This is a genomic window from Mycolicibacter heraklionensis (assembly GCF_019645815.1).
GTDB lineage: Bacteria > Actinomycetota > Actinomycetes > Mycobacteriales > Mycobacteriaceae > Mycobacterium > Mycobacterium heraklionense.
Genome location: NZ_CP080997.1, coordinates 2,367,682 through 2,390,689, shown reverse-complemented (window position 1 = coordinate 2,390,689; position 23,008 = coordinate 2,367,682). Strand labels below are relative to the sequence as shown.

Genomic DNA, 23,008 nt, shown 5'->3' with positions numbered 1-23,008 from the left:
GGTTGCCGCGTTCGGAGTTGGGCGTGACAATGGCAAAGGTGAGTGCAGCCAACGCGACTCCGTCAACGCCCACACTCTCCGACGATGAACTGGCCCGCCTCGATGCCTACTGGCGGGCCGCCAATTACCTCTCCGTAGGTCAGATCTATCTGCTGGACAACCCGCTGCTGGCCGAACCGTTACGGGCCGAGCACGTCAAACCACGACTGCTGGGGCACTGGGGCACCACGCCGGGACTGAACCTGCTCTACCTGCACCTGAACCGGATCATCCGCGAGCGCGATGCGGACGTCATCTTCGTCACCGGACCCGGCCACGGAGGCCCGGCACTGGTAGCCAACGCTTATCTCGAGGGCACCTACAGCGAGGTGTACACGGGCATCGGCGAGAACGCCGATGGGCTGCGGAAGTTGTTCCGGCAGTTCTCTTTTCCCGGCGGGATCCCCAGCCACGTGGCAGCCGAAACGCCGGGCTCCATCCATGAGGGCGGCGAGCTCGGTTACGCACTGGTGCACGCCTTCGGTGCGGCCTTCGACAACCCGGAACTCGTGGTCGCATGCGTCATCGGGGACGGCGAGGCCGAGACCGGACCACTGGCGGCAAGCTGGCACTCGAACAAGTTCCTCAACCCCGCCGTGGACGGCGCGGTCCTACCTATCCTGCATCTCAACGGCTACAAGATCGCCAATCCCACTGTGCTGGCACGTATTCCGCAGACGGAACTGGAGTCGCTGCTGCGCGGTTACGGTTACCGGCCGATCACCGTCGCCGGCGACGATCCCGCCGTCGTCCACCAGCTGCTCGCGGCCGCCCTCGATGACGCGTTCGACGACATCGCGGCGATCCGGCGAGCCGCACGGACCGACGGCTCGACGATGCGGCCGGTGTGGCCGATGATCGTGCTGCGCACCCCCAAGGGCTGGACCGGCCCGTCAGTGGTGGACGGCGTACAGGTGGAGGGGACCTGGCGCGCCCATCAAGTGCCGCTCGCGCAGACCCGCACCGACCCCGAGCACCGCCGTCAATTGGAAGAATGGTTACGCAGCTACCGCCCGGCGGAACTGTTCGACTCCTGCGGCCGGCTGCGCCCGGAACTGTCGGCGTTGGCTCCCAGCGGCGAGCGCCGAATGAGCGCCAACCCGCATGCCAACGGCGGACTGTTGCTCCGCGATCTGGACCTGCCTGATTTCCGCGACTATGCGGTGCCGGTGACCCGGCCCGGCACCGAAATGCACGAGGCCACTCGGGTACTCGGCACGTTCCTGCGCGATGTCATCGATCGCAACCGTGACCGGTTCCGGGTGATGGGTCCCGACGAGACCGCCTCCAACCGGCTCTCGGCGGTCTTCGAGAAGACCGACCGGGTCTGGTTGTCGCAGACCGTCCCCGGTGACGATCACCTGGCCCCCGACGGCCGGGTCCTCGAAGTGCTGTCCGAACACCTGTGCCAGGGCTGGCTGGAGGGCTATCTGCTGACCGGCCGGCACGGGCTGTTCAACTGCTACGAAGCATTCGTGCACATCGTCGACTCGATGTTCAACCAGCACGCCAAATGGCTGGCCGTCAGCCGCGAACTCCCGTGGCGACGGCCGATCGCCTCGCTGAACTATCTGCTGACCTCCCATGTCTGGCGTCAAGACCACAACGGGGCCTCGCACCAGGATCCGGGGTTCATCGATCTGGTGGCCAACAAGCGGCCGGAGGTAGTGCGGGTCTACCTGCCGCCGGATGGCAACACGCTGCTGTCGGTAGCCGATCATTGCCTGCGTAGCCGCAATTACGTCAACGTGATCGTTGCCGGAAAGCAGCCGGCTCTGGCCTATCTGGACATGCCCGCGGCGGTGGCGCACTGCACCCGTGGCCTGGGAATCTGGGACTGGGCCGGCACCACCAGCGGTGAGCCGGACGTGGTGCTCGCCTGCGCGGGGGATATTCCGACGCTGGAAACACTGGCCGCCGCCGACATTCTGCGCGACGAACTTCCCGACCTCGGCGTGCGCGTGGTGAACGTCGTGGACATCATGCGCCTGCAACCGGCCACCGAACATCCGCACGGGTTGCCGGACAACGAATTCGACGCGCTGTTCACCCGCGACAAGCCAGTGATCTTCGCCTATCACGGCTACCCCTGGCTGATCCACCGGCTCACCTACTCGCGGGCCAACCACGACCAGATGCATGTGCGCGGTTACCGCGAACGCGGCACCACGACGACGCCGTTCGACATGGTGATGCTCAACGACCTGGATCGGTTCCACCTGGTGATGGACGTGATCGACCGGGTGCCGCGACTGGGCGGTCGCCACGCGGTGCTGCGCCAACGGATGGTCGATGCCCGACTGGCCGCGCGGCTCTACACCCGCGAGCACGGGGAGGACGATCCCCGGATCACCAACTGGACCTGGCGATCGGGCGCAGACCGCAACGGGGGCGAGATAAGGTGACGGCCATGACTGCTCACCCCTCACCGGTCCGGATGCCCCGCAAGGCGATGTCGTTGCTGCTCGGCGCCCTTGTCGCGTCGGCCACCGTCGCCGGTGCCGGGTCGGCTGGCGCTACGCCGGACCTCACCAAAGTGCCGGTCCGCTACGACCTCACCGGCACCGGGGTCGCCAGTTACATCACCTACCAAGGCCAGAACGGTCAGGCGCACGCCACCAACGCCCCGCTGCCGTGGTCCATTCAGCTGACCGGTTCGATGACGAACGCGGCGAGCCCGGCGTCCTACTCACTGAGCGCTCAGAGCGCGGGTCCCGGCGCCTTGACCTGCACGGTCACCGTCAACGGCAAGGTGGTCAGCCAGAACACCGCCACCGGCGACCCGGCGCGGGTGCTGTGCGAGACCCACGGCCCCAGGTAAGCCGGCGGTAGGCGGCCCGAAACGAGGCGAGGCGTCTGCTCGTCGCCGCGGGTAGAATTCGCGACAATGTCTGGTCACGAGTTCGCGGTGCCCTGGGGGCGGCACCCGTTGGTGTCGCAACTCTCGGCGCTGAACCACTTCCGCGCCTTCGTCGACGTCGCCGTCGTCGTGGTGGTGCTGGCGCTCGCCAACTTGATCGCACACTTCACCACCCCGTGGGCCGCGGTCGCCACCGTCCCGGCCACCGCTATCGGCTTGATCGCCCTGGTCCGCTATAACGGGCTGAGCTGGAGCGAGCTCGGCCTCGGCCGCGCGCACTGGAAAGCCGGGTTCGGCTACGCGCTGGCCGCGGTGTTGGTCGTGGTGTCGGTCATCGCGATCGGCGTGCTGTTGCCCGCGACGCGGCCGATGTTCTTGAACAACCACTACGCCACGGTGTCCGGTGCGCTGGTGGCATCGATGGTCGTCATCCCGCTGCAGACGGTCATCCCCGAGGAGTTGGCGTTCCGCGGGGCGCTGCACGGCGCGCTGCACCGGGCCTGGGGGTTTCGGGGGGTGGCCGCGGCTGGCTCCCTGCTGTTCGGACTGTGGCATGTCGCCACGTCCCTCGGTCTGACCAGCAGCAATGTCGGTTTCACCCGAGTATTCGGGGGCGGGTTCTTCGGCATGCTGGCCGGTGTGACGCTCGCGGTGCTGGCCACCGGAGCGGCGGGCTTCGTGTTCAGCTGGTTGCGGCGACGCAGCGGCAGCCTGATCGCGCCCATCGCGCTGCACTGGTCACTCAACGGCGTCGGCGCGCTGGCCGCCGCGCTGGTGTGGCAGGTGTCTGCCTGAGCGGCCCGGCTCACACCAGCAGCACGGCTGCACCTGCAATACGGCCCGCACCCAGATCCGCCAAGGCCCGGTCGGCGTCACCCAGCGAGTACACCGGCGTGGTCACGTCGATGTGGTGCGCCGCGGCGAAGTCGAGAAAGGCGCGGGCATCGGCGCGCGTGTTGGACGTGACCGACCGGATCTGGCGCTCACGGAACAGGTGACGCTGGTAGTTCAGCGGTGGGATGTCGCTGAGATGGATGCCGGCAATCGCCAGTGTGCCGCCGGCGTCCAGTGCCTGACAAGCGGGCAACACCAGCTCGCCGACCGGAGCGAACAGGATCGCGGAGTCCAGCGGCACCGGTGGCGGATCGGCGGCGCCCTGGGCCGAGGCGACGCCCAGCTCCAGCGCCAGTTCCCGTGCCCGTTCGCCGCGGGTCATCACGTGTACCTCGGCACCGCGGGCGAGCGCGACCTGCGCGGTGATGTGCGCGCTGCCCCCGAAGCCGTAGATCCCCAGCCGCCCACCCGGCGGCAGCTCCGCGCGCTGCAACGAGCGGTAGCCGATGATGCCCGCGCACAGCAGGGGCGCCAATTCGGTGTCGCTGTAGCCACTGGGCAGGTGGTGGGCGAAAGCCGCCGGGACCGTGGCGAATTCGGCATAGCCGCCGTCGTCATCCCAGCCGGTGTAGCGCGACTGCGGGCACAGGTTCTCGTCACCTCGTCGGCAGTAACGGCACGAGCCGCAGGTGTGCCGTAACCAGGCGATTCCGACCCGGTCGCCCACCGCGAAGTCGTCACCGGCGTCGGCGCCGACCTCGACCACTTCACCGACCACCTCGTGGCCGGGGATCACACCGGGCCGGTGCACCGGAAGGTCACCTTCGGCGACGTGCAGGTCGGTACGGCACACGCCGCAGGCATGCACGGCCAGCAGCAGTTCCGACGGCTGGGGTCGCGGCACCGCGGTGCTGACCCGCTCAAGTGGTCGGCTGGCTATCGGGCCGGGCCGTTGGACGCGCCATCCCGACATCGACACACCGGCCACCTGCGACGCCATAGACCTATGGTGCGCGTTCTGGGGCGCTGTGGCTACCTTCGGCGAATCAGGCCGACGACCCACAGCAGGACGATAGCCCCGCCCAGGGAGACGAAGAAGGTGAACCATCTGCGGCCGTGCTCGACGTCGACACCGAACCAGCCGAGCAGCATGCCGCCAATGAACCCGCCGATCACACCGATCACGATGTTGAGCAGGATGCCCGAGCCGCCGCGCTTCATGATGCGGTTCGCCAACCAGCCGGCGATGCCGCCGATCAGTATGTACGCCAGCCAGCTGACCGACGTCGGGGTGGACAGTGCAGCGGCGAGATAGCTTCCGGCCATGGGCGTGATCAGCGGGGTTACGCGGCGGGTGCCGGGGCCGGAGCAGGGGCGGGCGCCGGTGCAGGTGCCGGCGCCGGGGCGGGCGCCGGGATTCCCGGAATGCCCGGTGCCGGCGCGGGTGCCGCTTCAGCGGGGGGTGGCCCCAACGGCCTGATGGATTCGGCGAGCGCGATGGCCGCGCCGGTGTCCACCGGGTTGTTGGCGGTGCCCAGCCACACCACGAACCAACGCTCGGTCTGCGGACCAGTCCCGCTGGCCGGCGGCACGCCGATCACGCCGCTCCAGATCTGGCCGACCGGCTTGGCCGGGTCGGTGAACTTGACCTCGTAGTACGACGCGCTACCGGTCAGGCCGCCCCCGTTGAGGGGAGCGTTCACCTGGTTGGCACGGGTTCCGGGGTAGGGCATGAAGAATTCGCCCATGTCGGATCCGAGGCGCGTGGCGGCCTTGGCGTTGTCGGTCTCGGCGCTGGCGTAGAGCCGCTGGTCGAGCTTGCCGAGCACGATCCTGGTGTCGTTGGCCACCGGTGCCGGTTGTCCCGGCAGCATCGGCTCACCGGTCTTCTTGCTCAACAGTGACGAACCGTATTCGAGGTGACTGGTGTCGGACTGCACCCAGCCGGCCGGCAGCACGAAGCTGAACCCGCCGGCGACGTCATCGACACGGCCCACCTCGGGTGCGACGGGCTCGCCGGCCGGAGCCGGGGCGTTCGCGTCGGGCGGCGGAGCGTCGGCGCTGGCCGGCGGCGCGGGCGGCGGTGGTGGCACCGGGTCCGCGTACACCGGCGCCGCAACGGCGAATGCCAACGCGCCGGCGACCGCGGTCGCGGCCATCGCTCGAATGCCCCTTGAGGTCAGGTCCACCTGCTTCATGGCAGAAAAACCTACCGTGTTGCCATCGGTACGCAAGTTACGCCGTGCCGGGGTGTGTCGCGCGCAGCGTGACTTCCTGGGCTTTGGCCCCGAACCACACCGTCTCCCCCGGCGCCAGGCGCAGCTCCGCCGCCGCGTCTGCGGTGATGTCTGCGGCCAGTCCGGGCGCCCCGTCCGGCTGGTCCACACCGCGCACCGCCACCGTGCTGCCGCGGACATCGAGCTCGGCCACGACCACCTCGACGAGATTGCGGGGACTGCTGCCCGGCCGCGGTCGCTCCCGGTAGACCGCCACCGCCTGCGGTGTGCTGACCGCGACCGCCGGCTGGCCCGGTTCCAAGCCCTCGTCGGCGATGCCGTGCCACTGGTCCCCCCACCCGGTGCGCAGCACGCCGGCAGCATCAAGCACGCCGGCGACCAGATTGAGCCCCGCGATCTGCGCTCCGAAACGACTCCGTGGTGCGGCCAATACATCTGCGGTGCGGCCGATTTCGGCGACCTGACCGGATTCCAGGACCAGCACCCGATCCGCCAGCGCAAATACGTCGAGCAGATCGTGGGTGACCAGCACGGTGGTGCGACCGGCGGCACTGAGCACGTCGCGCAGCACCGTGCGCACGGCGGACGCCGCGCCGACGTCGAGCCCGGCCAGCGGCTCGTCGAGTAACAGCACCTCCGGTTCGGCGGCCAGGGCGCGCGCGATAGCGACCCGCTGGGCCTGTCCGCCGGAGAGCCGCCGCGGCCGGCGCTCGGCCAGCCCTTCGGCGTCGACCGCCCGCAGCCACGGCTCCGCGACGGCTCGAGCATGCATTCGGCGCAGGTCCCAGCGACGCCGCCGGCGATGCGCCCCGAACGCCACATTGGCCGCCACACTCAGGTGCGGGAACAGCAGCGGATCTTGCAGCAGCAGACCCACCCGGCGGTCACAGGTGGCGACCTGCACGCCGGATCGGGTGTCGGTCAGCACCCGATCCCCCGCCCGCACCAACCCGTCGTCGGGCCGCAGCACGCCGGCTATCACGTGAAGCAATGTGGACTTCCCGGCGCCGTTAGGCCCCAGGACCGCCAGCACTTCGCCCGGCGCGACGTTCAGCCGCACGTCCAGGCCACGCTCGGCGACCACCGCCCGCAACGTGAGTCCGCCGGCTTCAGCGCTCATCCGATGCTGCCCAGCCGTCGGGCACCCAAGACGAGCACCACCACCGCGGCAACCGCCACCAACAACAGTGACATCGCGGCCGCGGCGTCGGCGTCCGACACCCGCTGCAGGTAGATGGCCAGCGGCAGCGTGCGGGTGACGCCCTCGCGGGAGCCGGCGAAGGTCAGCGTCGCCCCGAATTCGCCGAGGGAGCGCGCGAATGCCAGAACCGCTCCGGAGATCAGGCCGGGGGTCAACAGCGGCAGCGTGACCCGCCACCACACCGCGCTGGGTCCGGCTCCCAGTGTGGCCGCCACCACCTCGTAGTCGGCACCTGCGGTCCGGGCCGCGCCCTCCAGGGCGATCACCAGAAACGGCAGCGACACGAACGTCTGCGCCAGCACCACCGCGGTGGTGGTGAACGCGATATGGATTCCGGCGGCGTCCAGATAGCGTCCCAGCAGCCCGAGCCGGCCGAACGCATAGAGCAACGCAATCCCGCCCACCACCGGTGGCAGTACCAGCGGCAACAGCACCAGAGGCCGCAGCAGGCGCACCACCCGCGCCTGACTGCGCGCCAGGACCAGCGCCATCGGCACACCGAGCAATACACACAGCACGGTGCTGGCGGCGGCGGTACGCACGCTCAGTTGCAGCGCCGTGGTGGCGGAGGGACTGCTGATCAACGACCAGAAGTGCGGCCAGTCGACTTTGGCTGCGATCCCCACCAGCGGCAGCACCACGAACGCAGCGCCGATCGCGGCGGGCACATAGACCCAGCCCGGCAAGTCATCAGGCCGGCCGACCACGGCCGATCAGGGCTTACCGAAACCGGCCGCGTGCAGCACCTTCTGCCCCGCCTCGCCGGTGACCAGGTCGACGAACGCGCGGGCCGGCCCGGGCGACGGCGCTTCCCGCAGCAGCGCGATCGGGTAGGTGTTGACCGCGCCGGCGGCCTCGGGGAATTCGATGGTGGCCACCTTGTCGCCGGCGTGCAGCGCATCGGTGCGGTAGACGACGCCGGCGTCGGCCTGGCCGGTGGTGACCTTGTTGAGGACGTCGGTGACGTCAGGCTCCTCGCTGACCGGTTTGACCGCGACTCCGGTTGCTTGCTCCACCTTGTGGGTCGCCGCGCCGCACGGGACCGGCGATTGGCACACCACGACGGCGAGACCGGGCACAGCCAGGTCGGCGAAGGACCGCACCCGGTGCGGGTTGCCGGGTGCCGTCACGATCACCAGCGTGTTGGTGGCAAACGGCACCGCCGCGTCGTCCAGCAGACCGGCCTGGACGACCTTGTCCATCTGGGTGGTGTTGGCCGAGGCGAAGACGTCGGCGCGAGCACCCTGGGTCAGCTGGGTGGCCAGGTCCGATGATCCGGCGAAGTTGAAGGCCACCGCCACGCCGGGATTGTCGGTCTTGAACTGCTCGGCGATCTCGGTGAACGCCGGCTGCAGCGATGCCGCGGCGAACACTGTGATCGACGGCGTCGCCGGCTCTGAGCTACAGCCGGTCAGTCCCGCCGCCAGCATGACCCCCACCAACCCGCAGACCGCCTGGGTACGCGCCATGGCTGGCAGCCTAGCGCGCACCCCGGACTGTGGCCGGATCGTGTCTGTGCCGAGTTCCGCCCCATCCCCGCAAACCGGCTACCGTCCAGTAACATAGCCCGCAACACGAGGAGGATCTACCGATGGATGTGCTGGTCACCGGTGGTGACACCGAATTGGGTCGCACCGTTGCCGAAGGTTTCAGCGAGGCTGGCCACAAGGTGACGCTCGCCGGTTTGCGCGGACCCGAACTCGAGGTCGCCGCCAAAGAACTCGACGCCAACGCGGTTGTCTGCGACAACACCGACCCGGCCAGCATGCTGGCTGCCCGCGGACTGTTTCCGCACCACCTCGACACCATCGTCAATGTCCCGGCACCGCGCTGGCAGGGCGGCGACCCTCGCGGCTATTCCCTGGCCGACCAGGCCAACGCCTGGCGCAGCGCACTCGACGCCACGGTGCTCTCGGCAGTGTTGACCGTCGGGACCGTCGGCGACCACCTGCGCTCGGGCGGCTCGATCATCTCGGTGCTGCCGGAGAACCCCCGCGACGGCGGTGCCGAGGCAGCAGTCAAGGCCGCATTGTCGAACTGGACCGCCGGGCAGGCCACCACGTTCGGCACCCGCGGGATCACCGTCAATGTGGTAGCCGCCGGCGACGGCGCCCGCCCGGGCTACGACGGGCTGACCCACGTGCCGCCCACCGGGGCCGCTGAAATCGCCCGTCTCGCAGTGTTTTTGACCTCGCCGGCGTCCCGGCACATCACCGGCCAGACGCTGCACGTCGGCCACGGGGCGCTGGCCTGCTTTAGCTGACTGTGACGGGAGTGGCTAATCCCACAACCAGCGGATGCGGTGACCGCCTTTTAGGTCGACTAGCGTATTGGGGGAACGCAGTCACCGTCGAGGAGCAACCGGATTCCCATGAGCGCCCAGCCTGAAGTCACTGCGCAGCAGAGCCGACGACACCAGGTCGTCATCATCGGCTCGGGGTTCGGTGGGTTGACAGCGGCCAAGAAGCTCAAGCGGGCCAACGTCGACGTCAAGTTGATCGCCCGCACCACCCATCACCTGTTCCAGCCCCTGCTCTACCAGGTTGCGACCGGAATCCTCTCCGAGGGCGAGATCGCGCCGTGCACCCGCGTCGTGCTGCGCAGGCAGCGCAACGCCCAGGTGCTGCTCGGCGATGTCACACGCATCGACCTGGCCGGCAAGTTCGTCACCTCCGAGGTGCTCGGCCACACTTACGACACCCCGTTCGACAGCCTGATCATCGCGGCCGGCGCGGGGCAGTCCTACTTCGGAAATGACCAGTTTGCCGAGTTCGCGCCCGGCATGAAGACCATCGACGACGCCCTGGAGCTGCGCGGCCGCATCCTGAGCGCCTTCGAGCAGGCCGAGCGGTCCAGCGACCCCGAACGGCGCGCGAAGCTGCTGACGTTCACCGTCGTGGGTGCCGGACCGACCGGCGTCGAGATGGCCGGTCAGATCGCCGAACTGGCCCACCACACCCTCAAGGGCTCATTCCGCCACATCGACTCCACCCAGGCGCGGGTGATCCTGCTCGACGCCGCCCCGGCCGTGCTGCCCCCGATGGGCGAGAAGCTGGGCCGCAAAGCAGCCGAGCGCCTGCTGAAGATGGGCGTCGAGATCCAGCTGGGCGCCATGGTCACCGATGTCGATCGCAACGGACTGACCGTCAAGGACGCCGACGGAACCATCCGGCGAATCGAATCCCAGTGCAAGGTGTGGTCCGCCGGTGTCTCGGCCAGCCCGCTGGGCCGCGACCTTGCCGAACAGTCTCCGGTCGAACTCGACCGTGCCGGACGAGTCAAGGTGCTGCCGGACCTGTCGGTGCCGGAGAACCCGAACGTCTTCGTCATCGGCGACATGGCGGCCGTGGACGGTGTCCCCGGCATGGCGCAAGGCGCCATCCAGGGAGCCAAGCACGTCGCGAGCACCATCAAGGCCGAACTCGGCGGCGCCGACCCGGCTGACCGAGAGCCCTTCCAGTACCTGGACAAGGGCTCGATGGCCACGGTGTCCAGGTTCTCCGCGGTGAGCAAGATCGGGCCGCTGGAGTTCAGCGGGTTCATCGCCTGGCTGGCCTGGTTGGTGCTGCACCTGATCTACCTGGTCGGGTTCAAGAACAAGGTAAGCACGCTGCTGTCGTGGAACCTCACGTTCTTGAGCACCGGACGGGGTCAGTTGACGATCACCGAACAACAGGCCTTTGCCCGGACCCGTCTCGAACAGCTCGAAATGCTGGCGGCCGAGGCGCAGCGCGGCGTCGATCGCGCGGTCAGCTAGCGGCCTAACTCGCCAGGTTCTGCAACCGGACCTGGCCGCGGGCGAGCACCCGCTCGTCGGAATCGGTGATCGTCACCAACCACAACTGCTGGCGCCGCCCGCGATGGATCGGCGTGGACGCGGCGTAGACCGTTCCGGACGAGACGGCCCGGAGGAAGTCGGTGTTGTTGTTGACCCCGACGACTGTGCCGTGCGCGTCGCCACCCTCGTGGTTGAGCCAGGTGTACGCCGACACGCTGGCCACGCTTTCGATGATCGAGCAGTACACGCCGCCGTGCACGATGCCCGCCGGCTGGCACAGCTTGGGCTGCAGCTCCAGTTTCGCGTGCGCGCCGTCCGGGCCGACGTCGGTGTAGACCAGGCCGATCTCGGAGTCGAAGGGCGCGGAGAAGTCGGACGGAAATCCGGTGGCAGCCATGTGATGGTTTTACACGATGCCCGCACGCGCGATCCGGTCCCGTCACATCGGGGTCGCAGCAGACCCTCAGCTTCTGATACGACGCCCGGTAGTAATTAAGGGTAGGCTTGCTCCGTTGCCCGGGGAGTTGATGACGAACATGGCGAAGCAGACCCATTTAGGGGACTTGGAGCGAGCGGTGATGGACCACCTGTGGTCGTCGCCGGAGTCTCAGACGGTGCGCGAAGTCCACGAGGCACTGTCGGCGCAACGCGACCTGGCCTACACGACCGTGATGACGGTCCTGCAGCGATTGGCCAAGAAGAACCTGGTGTCGCAGATTCGCGATGACCGTGCACACCGCTACACCCCGGTCCGGGGCCGCGACGAGTTGGTTGCCGGGCTGATGGTGGAGGCACTCGATCAGGCTGCCGACTCCGGAGACCGCCGGGCTGCGCTGGTGCATTTCGTCGAACGCGTCGGCGTCGACGAAGCCGACGCGTTGCGGCGTGCGCTGGACGAACTGGAGGCCAAGCACCGTATTCGCCTCCCAGGTAGCGGCCGACCTGCGTCCTGAGGGAGACTTACAGCGTGTCCGCGCTGGCCTTTTCCATCGTCGCGCTGTTGCTCGTAGGGCCGGTTCCCGCCCTGCTGGCGCGCGCCGAGTGGCCGCTACGCGCCCCGCGGGCCGCGCTGGTGCTCTGGCAGGCCATCGCGATTGCCGCGGTGCTCTCAGCATTCAGCGCGGGCCTGGCCACCGCGAGCCGCCTGCTGATGCCGGGTCCGGACGGCCGGCCCACCTCGACGATCCTCGGCTCCCTGGACCGCTTGGGTTGGCCGCTGTGGACCTTCTACGTCGCGGTCTTCGCACTGACCCTGATGGTCGGGCTGCGCCTCTCCTGGACGGTGTTGCGGGTCGCGATTCGCACCCGGCAGCGCCGGGCCCACCACCGCATGCTCGTCGACCTGGTGGGCGTCACCGACCGCCCGCCCGCGGTGCGCACCAGTGGCCTGCGGATTCTGCAGGTTGTGCAGCCGCTCGCCTACTGCCTGCCCGGGGTGCGGAGCCGGGTGGTGGTCAGTTCGGGCACGCTGGACGCACTCGGTGACACCGAGTTGGCCGCGCTGCTCTGCCATGAGCGGGCCCATCTGCGCGCGCGGCACGACCTCGTACTGGAGGCGTTCTCGGCGGTGCACACCGCGTTCCCCTGGTTCGTCCGTAGCGCCAGCGCGCTGGATGCGGTGCGGTTGTTGATCGAACTGCTCGCCGACGACGCGGCCGTTCGAGTTGCCGGCGCCCCTCCCTTGGCGCGAGCCCTGGTGACCTGTGCCTCAACCAAAGTCCCCGCCGGCGCGCTGGCGGCCGGCGGCACCAACACGGTGCTGCGCGTGCAGCGGTTGTCGGGTCGGGGCAACAGTCCGGCGCTGGCGGCCGCTGCCTATTCGGCCGCAGCCGGGGTGCTGACGGTGCCCACGGTGGCGCTGGCGGTACCGTGGCTGACCGAGCTGCACCGACTGATCGCGGGGTAACCCGCCCGCCCGGCGTGCCGGGCATCGCACGCACCTACCACCGAGAGGCGAATACATGAGCGCGTCGGACGTTGTTGGCACTGCCCAGATCGGTGTGACCGGGCTGGCAGTCATGGGATCCAACATCGCGCGCAACTTCGCCCGCCACGGCTACACCGTGGCGCTGCACAACAGGTCGGTCGCGAAAACCGACGCGCTGCTCGACGCCTACGGTTCCGAGGGCAACTTCGTTCGCAGCGAGTCGATTCCGGAATTCCTTGCCGCCCTTGAGAAGCCGCGCCGAGTGCTGATCATGGTCAAGGCCGGTGACCCGACCGACGCCGTCATCAACGAACTCGCCGACGCGATGGAGCCCGGCGACATCATCATCGACGGCGGCAACGCGCTCTACACCGACACCATCCGCCGGGAGAAGGCGATGGCCGCCCGCGGCCTGCACTTCGTGGGGGCCGGTATCTCGGGCGGCGAGGAGGGCGCCCTGAACGGGCCCTCGATCATGCCGGGTGGCCCCAAAGAGTCCTACGAGTCACTCGGGCCGCTGCTGGAGGAGATCTCGGCGCACGTCGACGGGGTGCCATGCTGCACCCACATCGGGCCGGACGGTGCGGGGCACTTCGTGAAGATGGTGCACAACGGCATCGAGTACTCCGACATGCAGCTGATCGGTGAGGCCTACCAGCTGCTGCGCGACGGGCTGGGGCTCTCAGCACCGCAGATCGCCGAGGTGTTCACCGAGTGGAACGGCGGGGAGCTGGACAGCTACCTGGTCGAGATCACCGCCGAGGTCCTGCGCCAGGTCGATGCCAAGACCGGCCAGCCGCTGGTCGACGTCATCGTCGACGAAGCCGAGCAGAAGGGCACCGGACGCTGGACCGTGAAGTCTGCCCTGGACCTGGGGGTCCCGGTCACCGGGATCGCCGAGGCGGTGTTCGCCCGGGCGCTGTCGGGCTCGGTACCCCAGCGTCGCGCCGCCGCGGGCTTGGCGGCGGGAAACCTCGGCGAACGCCCCTCGGATGCGGCCCAGTTCACCGAGGACGTCCGCCAGGCGCTGTATGCCTCCAAGATCGTCGCTTATGCGCAGGGCTTCAACCAGATTCAGGCCGGCAGCGCCGAATACGGCTGGCATGTCACCCCGGGAGACCTGGCGACGATCTGGCGGGGCGGCTGCATCATCCGCGCGAAGTTCCTCAACCGCATCAAAGAGGCCTTCGACACCGACCCCGACCTGGTGAGCCTGCTCGCCGCGCCGTATTTCCGCAGCGCGGTCGAGGCTGCCATCGACTCCTGGCGGCGGGTGGTGACCACGGCGGTCAGCCTGGGCATCCCGGTCCCCGGTTTCTCCTCGGCTCTGGCCTACTACGACGGCCTGCGGACCGAGCGGCTGCCGGCCGCCCTGACCCAGGCCCAGCGCGACTACTTCGGCGCGCACAGCTACGGCCGGGTGGACGCGGAGGGCAAGTTCCACACCCTGTGGAGCGCCGACCGCAGCGAAGTGCCGGTCTAGCGGCCTAAACCAGCAGGCTCAGCACGCCGTCGGTGAAGGCCTGAGGGTCCTCGATCTGCGGATAGTGGCCCAACCCGGGCAGTTCGACGACGTCGGCGGTCGGGCGCAGCTGCCGCAGGCCGTCCAACACATTGGTGGTGGCGACCGGATCGCCCAGCCCCCACATGAAGCCCAACGGCTTGGGCCAGTCACGCACCGCGCCGTGCCAGCGCTGCGCATACCGCACCCGTTCGTCGAGGTAGGCCGAGAGCAGATGCGCGATCCGGTTTCCGCCGTTGAGGGTCAGCAGTGCCCACTGCGCGGCGGCCTCATCGGCGCTCAGCGGGTGCTCCGGGCTGAACAGCCGGCCGAAGCCACGAACGAAGCTGCGGCGATTGGTCAGCCGGGCGGCGACACCACCGAACGGGCCACGGAGCACCTTCTGGATCGGCCGCAGACTGGCCCGCTCCAAGATCACACTGCCGTTGGTCAGCACCGCGCGCTGCAGGTCAAAGGTCAGTGTGCCCTCGAGGTCTCGAGCCAACAGTTCGGTCGCCACCGAGGTGCCCATGTCGTGGGCGGCCAGCACCACCGGACCCGTTGCGCTCACCGCCACCACCTGCTCCACCAGGTCGGCCTGCTCGAACAGGCTGTACCGATGCGGGCGCGGCTTGTCCGACAATCCGAAACCGAGGAAGTCCATCGTCAGCCAGGACCGGCCGGCGAGCCGGTCCACGACCGACCGGAAATCATAGGAGCAGGATGGAAAGCCGTGCAGCAGAAGAATAGTCGGCCCATCCCCCACACCGGATCGCACAAACACCCGGCCGGCGCCGGTAGCCAACCACCGGCCACCGTCTTGCCACTCACTCACACTGCTGCGCCACGCCGTATTCGTCATCGCGGTCATTGTGCGCTGCGGCTCAGACGAGCGCCAGCAGATCGGCAAGCGCCGAGCCGGACGCGTCGGCCGCACCGAGATTCGACAACGCATCGGTGATGTCGTTGAACACCGCCTCCGGAAATCCCAGGAACGTCGCGCTGATGTCATGCAGTCCGGCCTGCAGCGCGTCACCGATGGTGGTCGCGTCGCCGCCGAGCAAGGCCTGGTAGAGGTTCCACGCGGCAACCTGCGGCGTGGTGATCAGATCACGCACGTCCATGATCAGTTTCGTCAGTAGCCCGGGGTCTTCTGGGACGGCGATCCCGTTCCAGCTGACCAGCGTCCAGCCGTCGGTGGGGTTGCCCTCGATCTGCACAATGCCGGTGTTGGGCAGCATCGGGGATCCGTCGTCGTTGGCGAACATGGTCTGCAGCGTCAACGGCAGCAGCAGTGAGATGTCGGGGTTCTTGACGTTGAGCGCCACCCAGGCCGCGATGTCGGCTTCGTTGTTAAAGGCCACCGCGGTGATGTCGCCGTTGTCGCTGACGACCGGGTTGGCCATCGCTGCGCTGTACATCGCGTTGACGGCGCCGGTGAAGTTCTGGTCCATCACCACGCCATTGGGGTCCTCGATCGAGCCCGGTATGGGCGCCAACACCAATCCGAACAAGGTCCAGAGCATCGGCGTGAACTGGTACAGGAACCCGGCCAGGCTGGCGATCGGTTGCCCGGCGTAGATGCCGCTGTCGATCTCGTTGAGTCCGGACAGGATCTGTGTCGTCATGTGCTCCAGGTCGGCGAACGGCGCAGCGGTGTCCATATCCCTGATGGCTTGTCCGGAGAAGATCCCCGCGACGTGGTCGCCGAGTTCATCGTGCAGCTTGTCAGCCACCGCCTGTGCCTGCTGCACGCCCAGATCGCTGAGCGGCGGACCGGGATGGTCCGGCGAGGGGGTGATGACATCGTTGAACGGCGGCATGCGCTGCCCGTGCCGCACTATATCGATGACGACATCTTGAATTGCGCCGTCTTGGGCCTCACCGCTGGTGAGCGTAATGCCGGAGACCGCGCCACCCGATTGCGCCGGCGGGACGACGGCTATGACACCTGCTCCGACGAGGGCGACACCGGCGGCAATCGGAGAGATCGAATATATCGGCATGGCGGCTACCTCCTAACCGAGATTTCCGAAGGCGTCGATGATGTCGGTGAACACCGATCCGGGGAACTGGACCAGTGCCGAGCCGACGTCGTCGAAGCCGGTCTGCACCGCGTTCATGATCGTCGTGGGATCACCGCCGAGGATGGCCTCCCAGGTGTGCCAGAGCGCCGCTTGCGCCGGCAGCATCACGTCGCGCACGTCGACGAACAGCGCGCTCAGCAGATCCGGATCCGCCGCGATGGCGTGCCCGTCCCAGCTGACCAGCGTCCAGCCGTCGGTGGGGTTGCCCTGGACTTCGACGACGGCGGTGTTGGGCAGGAAAATGGTCGTCTGGCCGTTCGGAACACTGTTTGCCTCTTTGATGAGGTCCAGGAAGAACGGTATGTCGGGGTTGTCGACGTTCTGCATGACCCACGTGAAGATCGACGCTGTGCTGGTGAACGCGACATCGGTGACCTGGCCGTTATCGCTGACGACGTCGCTGTTCGCCAGTGCGTGGTCATACATTGTTTGAACACCGTCGTCGAATCTTTCACCCATGACGATCCCGTTCGCGTCGTGCGAGCCCGGGGCTGACAGCAGTGCCAACCCCAGCGGCGCTCCCAACGTCCAGCCGCCCACGGTCAGAAAGCCCAGGCGGCCGCCGAGGCTTTCGATGGGATCGAGCGCGTAGATTCCGCTGTCGACCTCGTCGAGTTGGGTCAACAACTGTGGGGTCATGCCCTCCAGATCGGCGAACGGCGCGGCGGTTTCCGTCACCCGCAGACCCAGCCCGCTGAAGATGCCGGCAACCTGGCCGAGCTCGTTGAAGAGCTGGTTCCCGACGTCGGACGCCTGTTGTTGTCCGAGGTCGCTGAGCGGAGCCCCGGGATGATCCGGGGAGGGGGTGAGCATGTTTTCGTACGGCGAGATCATTTCTGCGTGCCGCACGAAGTCGATAACGATGTCTTGGGCGCTACCGCTGGCGAGCCGGATGTCGAGGACAGCTGCGGCCGCCGGTGGCGACGACGCCGCGACCGGGACGACGGCGATGCCGCCGGCCAGCGCGGCGCCGGCGGTGAGGGACAGAACGTGGCTTGCCTGCATGGCGCCTACCTCTTTTGGTGTTATCGGATTCAGCAATGATTCAGTTAGTTCTCAGTTTCGGAAGCACTATTCAGTCGCAAGCGAGCTAACTGAAATAGGGCCAGATCATCGCGCAGTCGACAGCGTGTCCTGAATTGCCGTGCCTGCGCCGTCCACGATCACGTTCGATGCTGCGCAAGAGCGCTTCGCATCTCGCTCTGCGCGCCCAGTGGGGGGTACGCCGCTTCGGCGTCGGAAATCGTCGATCGGACCGGAAGGCCGAAGCTCGCTGATCTGCTCGTCAGCAGATAGCTCCGTCAAATTACTTGTGCTGCAATCCAATACAGAGCACAGACTTGAGCCTTCGCGGCCGATTGCGAGTCGGATTGGGCGGGTTACGATCCCCGGTTGCGCCACTGCCGGTGCAGTTTGCGCTGCAGGTATCCCTCGACGGTGCATTCCCGCCGCTCCAGCGTCGCCTCGATCGCCTGTCGGCGGACGCCACGACCGACCTCCGGGGGGACGCAAGAAGCTGCAACCGGGGCCGCGGTGGCGGCGCCTCGCTGGTGGCAGCTAACTGTCATCTCCGCTCCCTTAAAAGTCTTCATGAGTTTAACCGACGAACCTGCTGTGAGGAAGATCAATTTTTCATTCGGTTGATATCGCGTCAGGTGGTGTCCGTCGTCATGGTGGCGGTAGCGTGGCTGACCGGGCCGAAACGGTGCCGGCCGGCGGGTGGTGAAGGCCGGCTCATGACATGTGGAGGCGAACAAGATGGGCTCGTCCGAACCCGACAGACCGGTGGTGGACTCTCGATGAGATTCGTCAGCGGATACGACCCCACCCACGACCTGACCTACAACGACGTCTTCATCGTCCCCAACCACTCGGCCGTCGCCTCACGTCTTGACGTCGACCTGTCCACCCGTGACGGGTCGGGCACCACCATCCCGGTGGTGGTGGCGAACATGACCGCGGTGGCGGGCCGCCGGATGGCCGAGACGGTGGCTCGGCGCGGTGGTCTGGTGGTGCTGCCCCAGGATCTGCCGATCGATGTGGCGCGCCAGACCGTGACGTTCGTGAAAAGTCGCGATCTGGTCGCCGACACCCCGGTCGTGCTCTCCCCCGAGGACTCGGTGTCCGACGCGATGGCCCTGATCACCAAACGCGCGCACGGCGTCGCGGTGGTGGTGGTCGACGGCCGGCCCACCGGCTTAGTCACCAAGGCGTGCTGCGAAGGCGTGGATCGCTTCACCCGGGTCCGTGATGTCGCGGTGGCCGAGCTGATCAGCGCGCCGGTCGGCTCCGATGCGCGCATGGTGTTCGAGCTGCTGGAGCACGCGCCCGTCGACGTCGCGGTACTGACCAATCCCGACGGCACGCTGGCCGGTGTGTTGACCCGCACCGGCACGGTCCGGGCCGGGATCTACACCCCCGCCACCGACGGCGACGGACGGCTGCGCATCGCCGCCGCAGTGGGTATCACCGGCGACGTCACGTCCCGGGCCGCCGCCCTGCTGTCGGCCGGGGTGGACCTGCTGGTCATCGACACCGCCCACGGGCATCAGGAGAAGGCCTTGCAGGCTATCCGCGCGGTCGCGGCGCTGAATCCGGGAGTGCCCCTGGTGGCCGGCAATGTGGTGTCGGCTGACGGCACCCGGGACCTGATCGCCGCGGGGGCGGACATCGTCAAAGTCGGTGTCGGCCCCGGCGCCATGTGCACCACTCGGATGATGACCGGCGTGGGCCGCCCCCAGTTCTCCGCCGTCCTCGAATGTGCGGCCGCGGCGCGCGAACTGGGCGCACACGTGTGGGCCGACGGCGGGGTACGCCACCCCCGCGATGTCGCGCTGGCCCTGGCCGCGGGGGCGTCGAACGTGATGATCGGCTCCTGGTTCGCCGGCACCTACGAGTCCCCCGGCGACCTGATGTTCGACCGCGACGACAGGCCGTACAAGGAAAGCTACGGAATGGCGTCCAAACGTGCGGTGGCCGCGCGCACCGCCGCCGACAGTGCCTTCGACCGCGCCCGCAAGGCACTCTTCGAAGAAGGCATTTCGACGTCGCGAATGGCCTTGGACCCCGAACGCGGCGGCGTCGAGGATCTGCTGGACCACATCACCTCGGGCCTCCGCAGCACCTGCACCTACGTCGGAGCCGCCGACCTGGCCGAGTTGCATGACCGGGTGGTGCTGGGCGTGCAGTCGGCTGCGGGATTCGCCGAAGGCCATCCGCTACCGTTCGGCTGGTGAGACCCATGGTGGCGAGTGAGGCCCCATCATGACCATCGCCGTCACGGTGGCCAGCCTGCTGGCGTTCGCGATCCTGACCCTGGGCACCGCGGTGTTCGTGGCCGCCGAGTTCTCCCTGACCACCCTGGAACGCAGCGTCGTGGAGGCGAACGCCCACCGTGGCGGCCGTCGCGACGCCTACATCCAAGACGCCCACCGCACGCTGTCCTTTCAGCTGTCCGGCGCCCAGCTGGGCATCTCGATCACCACGCTGGCCACCGGTTATCTGGCCGAACCGGTGCTGGCCCGCTGGCTGCGCCTCCCGCTGGCCGCGGCGGGCCTGTCCGAGCGGACGACTGCCGGGGTTGCGCTGGTCCTCGCGCTGGTGATCGCCACGTCGTTGTCCATGGTCTTCGGCGAGTTGGTACCCAAGAACCTGGCCGTGGCGCGCCCGTTGCCGATCGCCCGCGCGGTGGCCGGGCCGCAACTGCTGTTCTCCCGGCTGTTCGCGATCGCGATCAGGGTGACCAATGGGACGGCGAACCGCATCCTGCGCCGGCTCGGAATCGAGCCCGCCGACCGGCTGGCATCGGCCCGCTCGGCGCGGGAGCTGGCGTCGCTGGTGCGCAATTCCGCCCGCAGCGGTGCCCTCGACCCGGCGACCGCCGCTTTGGTGGAGGGTTCACTGCGATTCGGTGCCCTGACCGCCGCAGAGCTGATGACGCCGCGATCCAAGATCGTGAGTTTGCAGGCCGGCGATACCGTCGCCGATCTGGCCGCGGTCGCCATCGAGACCGGTTTCTCCCGGTTTCCGGTGGTCGACGGCGACCTGGATGCCACGGTCGGCATCGTCCACGTCAAACAGGTGTTCGCGGTGCCCGTCGCCGACCGGGCGTCCACTCGGGTCACGACTGTGGCCCAACCGGTCGCCGTGGTGCCGTCGACCCTCGACGGCGACGCGGTGATGGAGCAGATCCGGGCCAACGGCCAGCAGGCGGCCATGGTCGTCGATGAATACGGCGGCACCGCGGGCATGGTCACCGTCGAGGATCTGATCGAAGAGATCGTGGGTGATGTCCGCGATGAGCACGACGACGCCACCCCCGACGTCGTCGCCTCCGGCGCCGGTTGGCAGGTCTCGGGCCTGCTGCGCATCGACGAGGTGGCCGCCGCCACCGGCTACCGCGCACCGGAGGGCTCCTACGAGACCATCGGCGGCCTGGTGCTGCAGGAACTCGGCCACATTCCAGAGGCCGGCGAGACCGTCGAGCTGACCGCGTTCGACCCCGATGAGCTCTCCGCGCACCCGCCACGCTGGCTGGCCCGGGTGGTCCGGATGGACGGCCGGCGTATCGACCTGCTGGCGCTCACCCATCTGGAGGCCGGCCGTGGCTGATGTGGTGAACGTGCTGCTCACGGTGGCGCTGATCATCGGGAACGGGTTTTTCGTCGGCGCGGAGTTCTCGTTGATCTCAGCACGCCGGGACCGGCTGGAGACGCTGGCCGAACAGGGCAGGCGCAGCGCGGTCACCGTCATCCGTGCCGGCGAACAGCTCCCGCTGATGCTGGCCGGCTTCCAGCTGGGAGTCACGGTGTGTTCGATCCTGCTCGGCCGTATCGGCGAGCCCGCGGTGGCCGACCTGCTCGAGCACCCGTTCGCCCTGGCGGGGATCCCGGACCCGCTGCTGCACACGGTGTCGTTCGTCGTCGCGCTGGCGGTCGTGGTCACCCTGCATGTGCTGTTCGGCGAGATGGTCCCGAAGAACATCACCCTGGCCGGCCCGGAGACGGCGGCGATGCTGCTGATCCCGCCCTACCTGCTCTACATGGCCGCGGCGCGGCCGTTCATCGTGTTCTACAACTGGTGCGCTCACGTCATCATGCGGGTCCTGCGGGTGGAGCCCAAGGACGAGCTGGAGATCACGGTGTCCACCGTCGAGTTGAGCGAGATGATCGCTGAGTCGGTCTCGGCGGGTCTGCTCGACCTCGAGGAATACACCCGGTTGACCCGTGCCCTGCAGATCCGCACCCGGGTGGTCGCCGATGTCGCGTTGCCGATCGGCGACATCCGTGCTGTGCCGGTGGCAGCCGCCGGGCGCGGCCCGACCGTGGCCGCCATCGAAAAGGCCTTCGCCCAGACCGGTTACTCCCGGTTCCCGGTCGTCGATGAGGGTGAATTTGTCGGCTACCTGCACATCAAGGATGTGTTGGCGCTCAGCGAGACCTCCACCGGGCCAGGGCCGGACACGGTTGTCGACGTCGCCGCCGTGCGGCCGCTGCCGCGCATCCCCGCTTCCCTGCCGCTGGCCGATGCGTTGTCCCGGCTGCGCCGACGTAACAGCCATCTGGCACTGGCGGTCGCCGACGACGGTACGGCGGTGGCGATGGTGACCCTCGAAGACCTGGTCCAGGACGTCGTCGGCACTGTCCGCGACGGGACGCACCGTGTTTGACCTGGCGGAACGGGTTCTGGGGGTAACGGAGTGGCAGGCCCGGGCCGAGGCGTACCGACAGCGCCTCGAGGACTTCCTGGCCCCACATCTGCGCCGGATCGCGGCCGGTGACCCGGTGCCGAAATTCCTGTTCAGCTACTACAGCCTGCGGCCGGCACAGTTGCGCAGCTGGAATCCCGGCTTCAGCGTGACGCTCGCCGGGCAGGAGGCGTTGCGCGACTACAGCAGACGACGCGGCTACGCGGTGCGCGGTGGCCAGGTGCGCGTGGCCGAGGAATACCTGCGTGAGCGAGTCGACACCGTGACGTTCGTCGCACGGCTGTTGCGCGCCACCGGCACGCGGCCGGCTCAGCTGAACTGCTTCGGCCTGCACGAGTGGGCGATGGTGTATCGCGGCGATAGCGTGCGGCATGGTCATATTCCGCTGCGACTCAGTGCAACCGAGACTGACCGGGTGGTCGAGTCAATTCCACTGCGCTGCACCCACTTCGACGCGTTCCGGTTCTTCACTCCCGCAGCCGCACCACGCAACGCCGGAGCGCCGAGCCGGGCCACCCAAATCGCTTGGGAGCAGCCGGGTTGCCTGCACGCCAACATGGACCTCTACAAGTGGTGTTACAAGCTGGGGCCGCTGATCGACTCCGAACTACTGCTGGAGTGCCTGGAGCTGGCCGCGTCGGCGCGCGAGATCGACATGCGCGCCAGCCCCTATGACCTGAGCGACTACGGCTATGCGCCGATCACCATCGAAAACGCGGCCGGCCGTGCCGAATACGTCCGCCGCCAAGGCGAGATAGCGCGCCGCGCCACGCCGCTGCGAGCGGCGCTGCTGGACCGGTGTGACCTGCTGCTGGGAGTCGCCGGATGCGGATAGCC

22 protein-coding genes are annotated in these 23,008 nt (G+C 68.2%); 12 read left to right on the top strand and 10 right to left on the bottom strand.

Annotation, left to right across the window (positions count from 1 at the left end; translation table 11 throughout):
* Positions 1–38: 38 nt before the first annotated feature.
* The 3 genes from K3U94_RS11160 (at position 39) to K3U94_RS11150 (ending at position 3,694) form a co-directional block, all read left to right on the top strand.
* Positions 39–2,444 (top strand): phosphoketolase family protein, encoded by a 2,406-nt coding sequence (locus K3U94_RS11160; RefSeq protein ID WP_230987546.1) that lies wholly within the window; start codon positions 39–41, stop codon positions 2,442–2,444.
* Positions 2,445–2,449: 5 nt separating this feature from the next.
* Positions 2,450–2,860 (top strand): MmpS family transport accessory protein, encoded by a 411-nt coding sequence (locus tag K3U94_RS11155; RefSeq protein ID WP_230987545.1) that lies wholly within the window; start codon positions 2,450–2,452, stop codon positions 2,858–2,860.
* A gap of 66 nt (positions 2,861–2,926) precedes the next feature.
* Complete coding sequence (locus K3U94_RS11150) at positions 2,927–3,694, top strand: CPBP family intramembrane glutamic endopeptidase (RefSeq protein WP_047317775.1); 768 nt, start codon at positions 2,927–2,929, stop codon at positions 3,692–3,694.
* Positions 3,695–3,704: 10 nt separating this feature from the next.
* Here K3U94_RS11150 and K3U94_RS11145 read toward each other — a convergent pair whose 3' ends face one another.
* The 6 genes from K3U94_RS11145 to modA are packed head-to-tail and all read right to left on the bottom strand — an operon-like array spanning position 3,705 to position 8,640.
* On the bottom strand, positions 3,705–4,733 hold the full coding sequence (locus K3U94_RS11145) for a zinc-binding alcohol dehydrogenase family protein (RefSeq protein WP_047317774.1): 1,029 nt from the start codon (positions 4,731–4,733) through the stop codon (positions 3,705–3,707).
* Positions 4,734–4,765: 32 nt separating this feature from the next.
* Positions 4,766–5,059 carry a GlsB/YeaQ/YmgE family stress response membrane protein gene (locus K3U94_RS11140; RefSeq protein ID WP_047317773.1) on the bottom strand — a complete coding sequence of 98 codons (294 nt, stop codon included), beginning with the start codon at positions 5,057–5,059 and terminating at the stop codon, positions 4,766–4,768.
* A 17-nt stretch (positions 5,060–5,076) separates the two neighbouring features.
* Complete coding sequence (locus tag K3U94_RS11135; RefSeq protein ID WP_047317772.1) at positions 5,077–5,931, bottom strand: alanine and proline-rich secreted protein Apa; 855 nt, start codon at positions 5,929–5,931, stop codon at positions 5,077–5,079.
* Positions 5,932–5,968: 37 nt separating this feature from the next.
* Positions 5,969–7,090 (bottom strand): sulfate/molybdate ABC transporter ATP-binding protein, encoded by a 1,122-nt coding sequence (locus K3U94_RS11130; protein WP_220696508.1) that lies wholly within the window; start codon positions 7,088–7,090, stop codon positions 5,969–5,971.
* Complete coding sequence (locus K3U94_RS11125) at positions 7,087–7,878, bottom strand: ABC transporter permease (RefSeq protein WP_220696507.1); 792 nt, start codon at positions 7,876–7,878, stop codon at positions 7,087–7,089. The genes K3U94_RS11130 and K3U94_RS11125 overlap by 4 nt, the downstream gene beginning before the upstream one ends.
* Positions 7,879–7,884: 6 nt before the next feature.
* Complete coding sequence (gene modA / locus K3U94_RS11120; protein ID WP_220696506.1) at positions 7,885–8,640, bottom strand: molybdate ABC transporter substrate-binding protein; 756 nt, start codon at positions 8,638–8,640, stop codon at positions 7,885–7,887.
* A 122-nt stretch (positions 8,641–8,762) separates the two neighbouring features.
* Between modA and K3U94_RS11115 the strand changes: the two genes are divergently transcribed.
* Together K3U94_RS11115 and ndh are read left to right on the top strand one after the other, a co-directional pair.
* Positions 8,763–9,434: an SDR family oxidoreductase gene (locus K3U94_RS11115; protein ID WP_220696505.1), complete on the top strand. Its 672-nt coding sequence runs from the start codon at positions 8,763–8,765 to the stop codon at positions 9,432–9,434.
* 108 nt (positions 9,435–9,542) lie between these two features.
* A complete protein-coding gene (ndh, locus tag K3U94_RS11110) occupies positions 9,543–10,928 on the top strand; it encodes a type II NADH:quinone oxidoreductase Ndh (protein ID WP_220696504.1) in 1,386 nt (461 codons plus the stop codon).
* 4 nt (positions 10,929–10,932) lie between these two features.
* Here the strand turns inward: ndh and K3U94_RS11105 are convergent, their stop codons facing one another.
* On the bottom strand, positions 10,933–11,346 hold the full coding sequence (locus tag K3U94_RS11105; RefSeq protein ID WP_220696503.1) for a PaaI family thioesterase: 414 nt from the start codon (positions 11,344–11,346) through the stop codon (positions 10,933–10,935).
* Positions 11,347–11,485: 139 nt separating this feature from the next.
* Here K3U94_RS11105 and K3U94_RS11100 point away from each other — a divergent pair, with 139 nt between their 5' ends.
* The 3 genes from K3U94_RS11100 to gnd are packed head-to-tail and all read left to right on the top strand — an operon-like array spanning position 11,486 to position 14,359.
* Complete coding sequence (locus tag K3U94_RS11100; RefSeq protein ID WP_024442783.1) at positions 11,486–11,902, top strand: BlaI/MecI/CopY family transcriptional regulator; 417 nt, start codon at positions 11,486–11,488, stop codon at positions 11,900–11,902.
* A 14-nt stretch (positions 11,903–11,916) separates the two neighbouring features.
* Positions 11,917–12,855, top strand: a complete 939-nt coding sequence (locus tag K3U94_RS11095) for a M56 family metallopeptidase (RefSeq protein ID WP_047317765.1) — start codon at positions 11,917–11,919, stop codon at positions 12,853–12,855.
* Between the two features lie 55 nt (positions 12,856–12,910).
* Positions 12,911–14,359 carry an NADP-dependent phosphogluconate dehydrogenase gene (gnd, locus tag K3U94_RS11090; protein ID WP_047317764.1) on the top strand — a complete coding sequence of 483 codons (1,449 nt, stop codon included), beginning with the start codon at positions 12,911–12,913 and terminating at the stop codon, positions 14,357–14,359.
* Positions 14,360–14,363: 4 nt separating this feature from the next.
* Here the strand turns inward: gnd and K3U94_RS11085 are convergent, their stop codons facing one another.
* Genes K3U94_RS11085 through K3U94_RS11075 form a run of 3 tightly spaced genes read right to left on the bottom strand, consistent with a single transcriptional unit; the run spans position 14,364 to position 17,469 of the window.
* The gene (locus K3U94_RS11085; protein WP_220696502.1) at positions 14,364–15,239 is read right to left on the bottom strand and encodes an alpha/beta fold hydrolase; all 876 of its coding nucleotides are present in this window, start codon (positions 15,237–15,239) and stop codon (positions 14,364–14,366) included.
* Positions 15,240–15,261: 22 nt separating this feature from the next.
* Positions 15,262–16,383 carry a histidine phosphatase family protein gene (locus K3U94_RS11080; RefSeq protein WP_220696501.1) on the bottom strand — a complete coding sequence of 374 codons (1,122 nt, stop codon included), beginning with the start codon at positions 16,381–16,383 and terminating at the stop codon, positions 15,262–15,264.
* A gap of 12 nt (positions 16,384–16,395) precedes the next feature.
* The gene (locus tag K3U94_RS11075) at positions 16,396–17,469 is read right to left on the bottom strand and encodes a phosphoglycerate mutase family protein (protein ID WP_220696500.1); all 1,074 of its coding nucleotides are present in this window, start codon (positions 17,467–17,469) and stop codon (positions 16,396–16,398) included.
* A gap of 794 nt (positions 17,470–18,263) precedes the next feature.
* On the opposite strand from K3U94_RS11075, the gene K3U94_RS11070 reads away from it, so the two are divergent.
* The 4 genes from K3U94_RS11070 to K3U94_RS11055 are packed head-to-tail and all read left to right on the top strand — an operon-like array spanning position 18,264 to position 23,006.
* On the top strand, positions 18,264–19,700 hold the full coding sequence (locus K3U94_RS11070; RefSeq protein ID WP_220696499.1) for a GuaB1 family IMP dehydrogenase-related protein: 1,437 nt from the start codon (positions 18,264–18,266) through the stop codon (positions 19,698–19,700).
* 28 nt (positions 19,701–19,728) lie between these two features.
* Complete coding sequence (locus K3U94_RS11065; protein ID WP_220696498.1) at positions 19,729–21,075, top strand: hemolysin family protein; 1,347 nt, start codon at positions 19,729–19,731, stop codon at positions 21,073–21,075.
* A complete protein-coding gene (locus K3U94_RS11060) occupies positions 21,068–22,132 on the top strand; it encodes a hemolysin family protein (protein ID WP_220696497.1) in 1,065 nt (354 codons plus the stop codon). The genes K3U94_RS11065 and K3U94_RS11060 overlap by 8 nt, the downstream gene beginning before the upstream one ends.
* Complete coding sequence (locus tag K3U94_RS11055) at positions 22,125–23,006, top strand: 3-methyladenine DNA glycosylase (protein WP_220696496.1); 882 nt, start codon at positions 22,125–22,127, stop codon at positions 23,004–23,006. Before K3U94_RS11060 ends, K3U94_RS11055 begins: the two co-directional genes overlap by 8 nt.
* Positions 23,007–23,008: the final 2 nt, after the last annotated feature.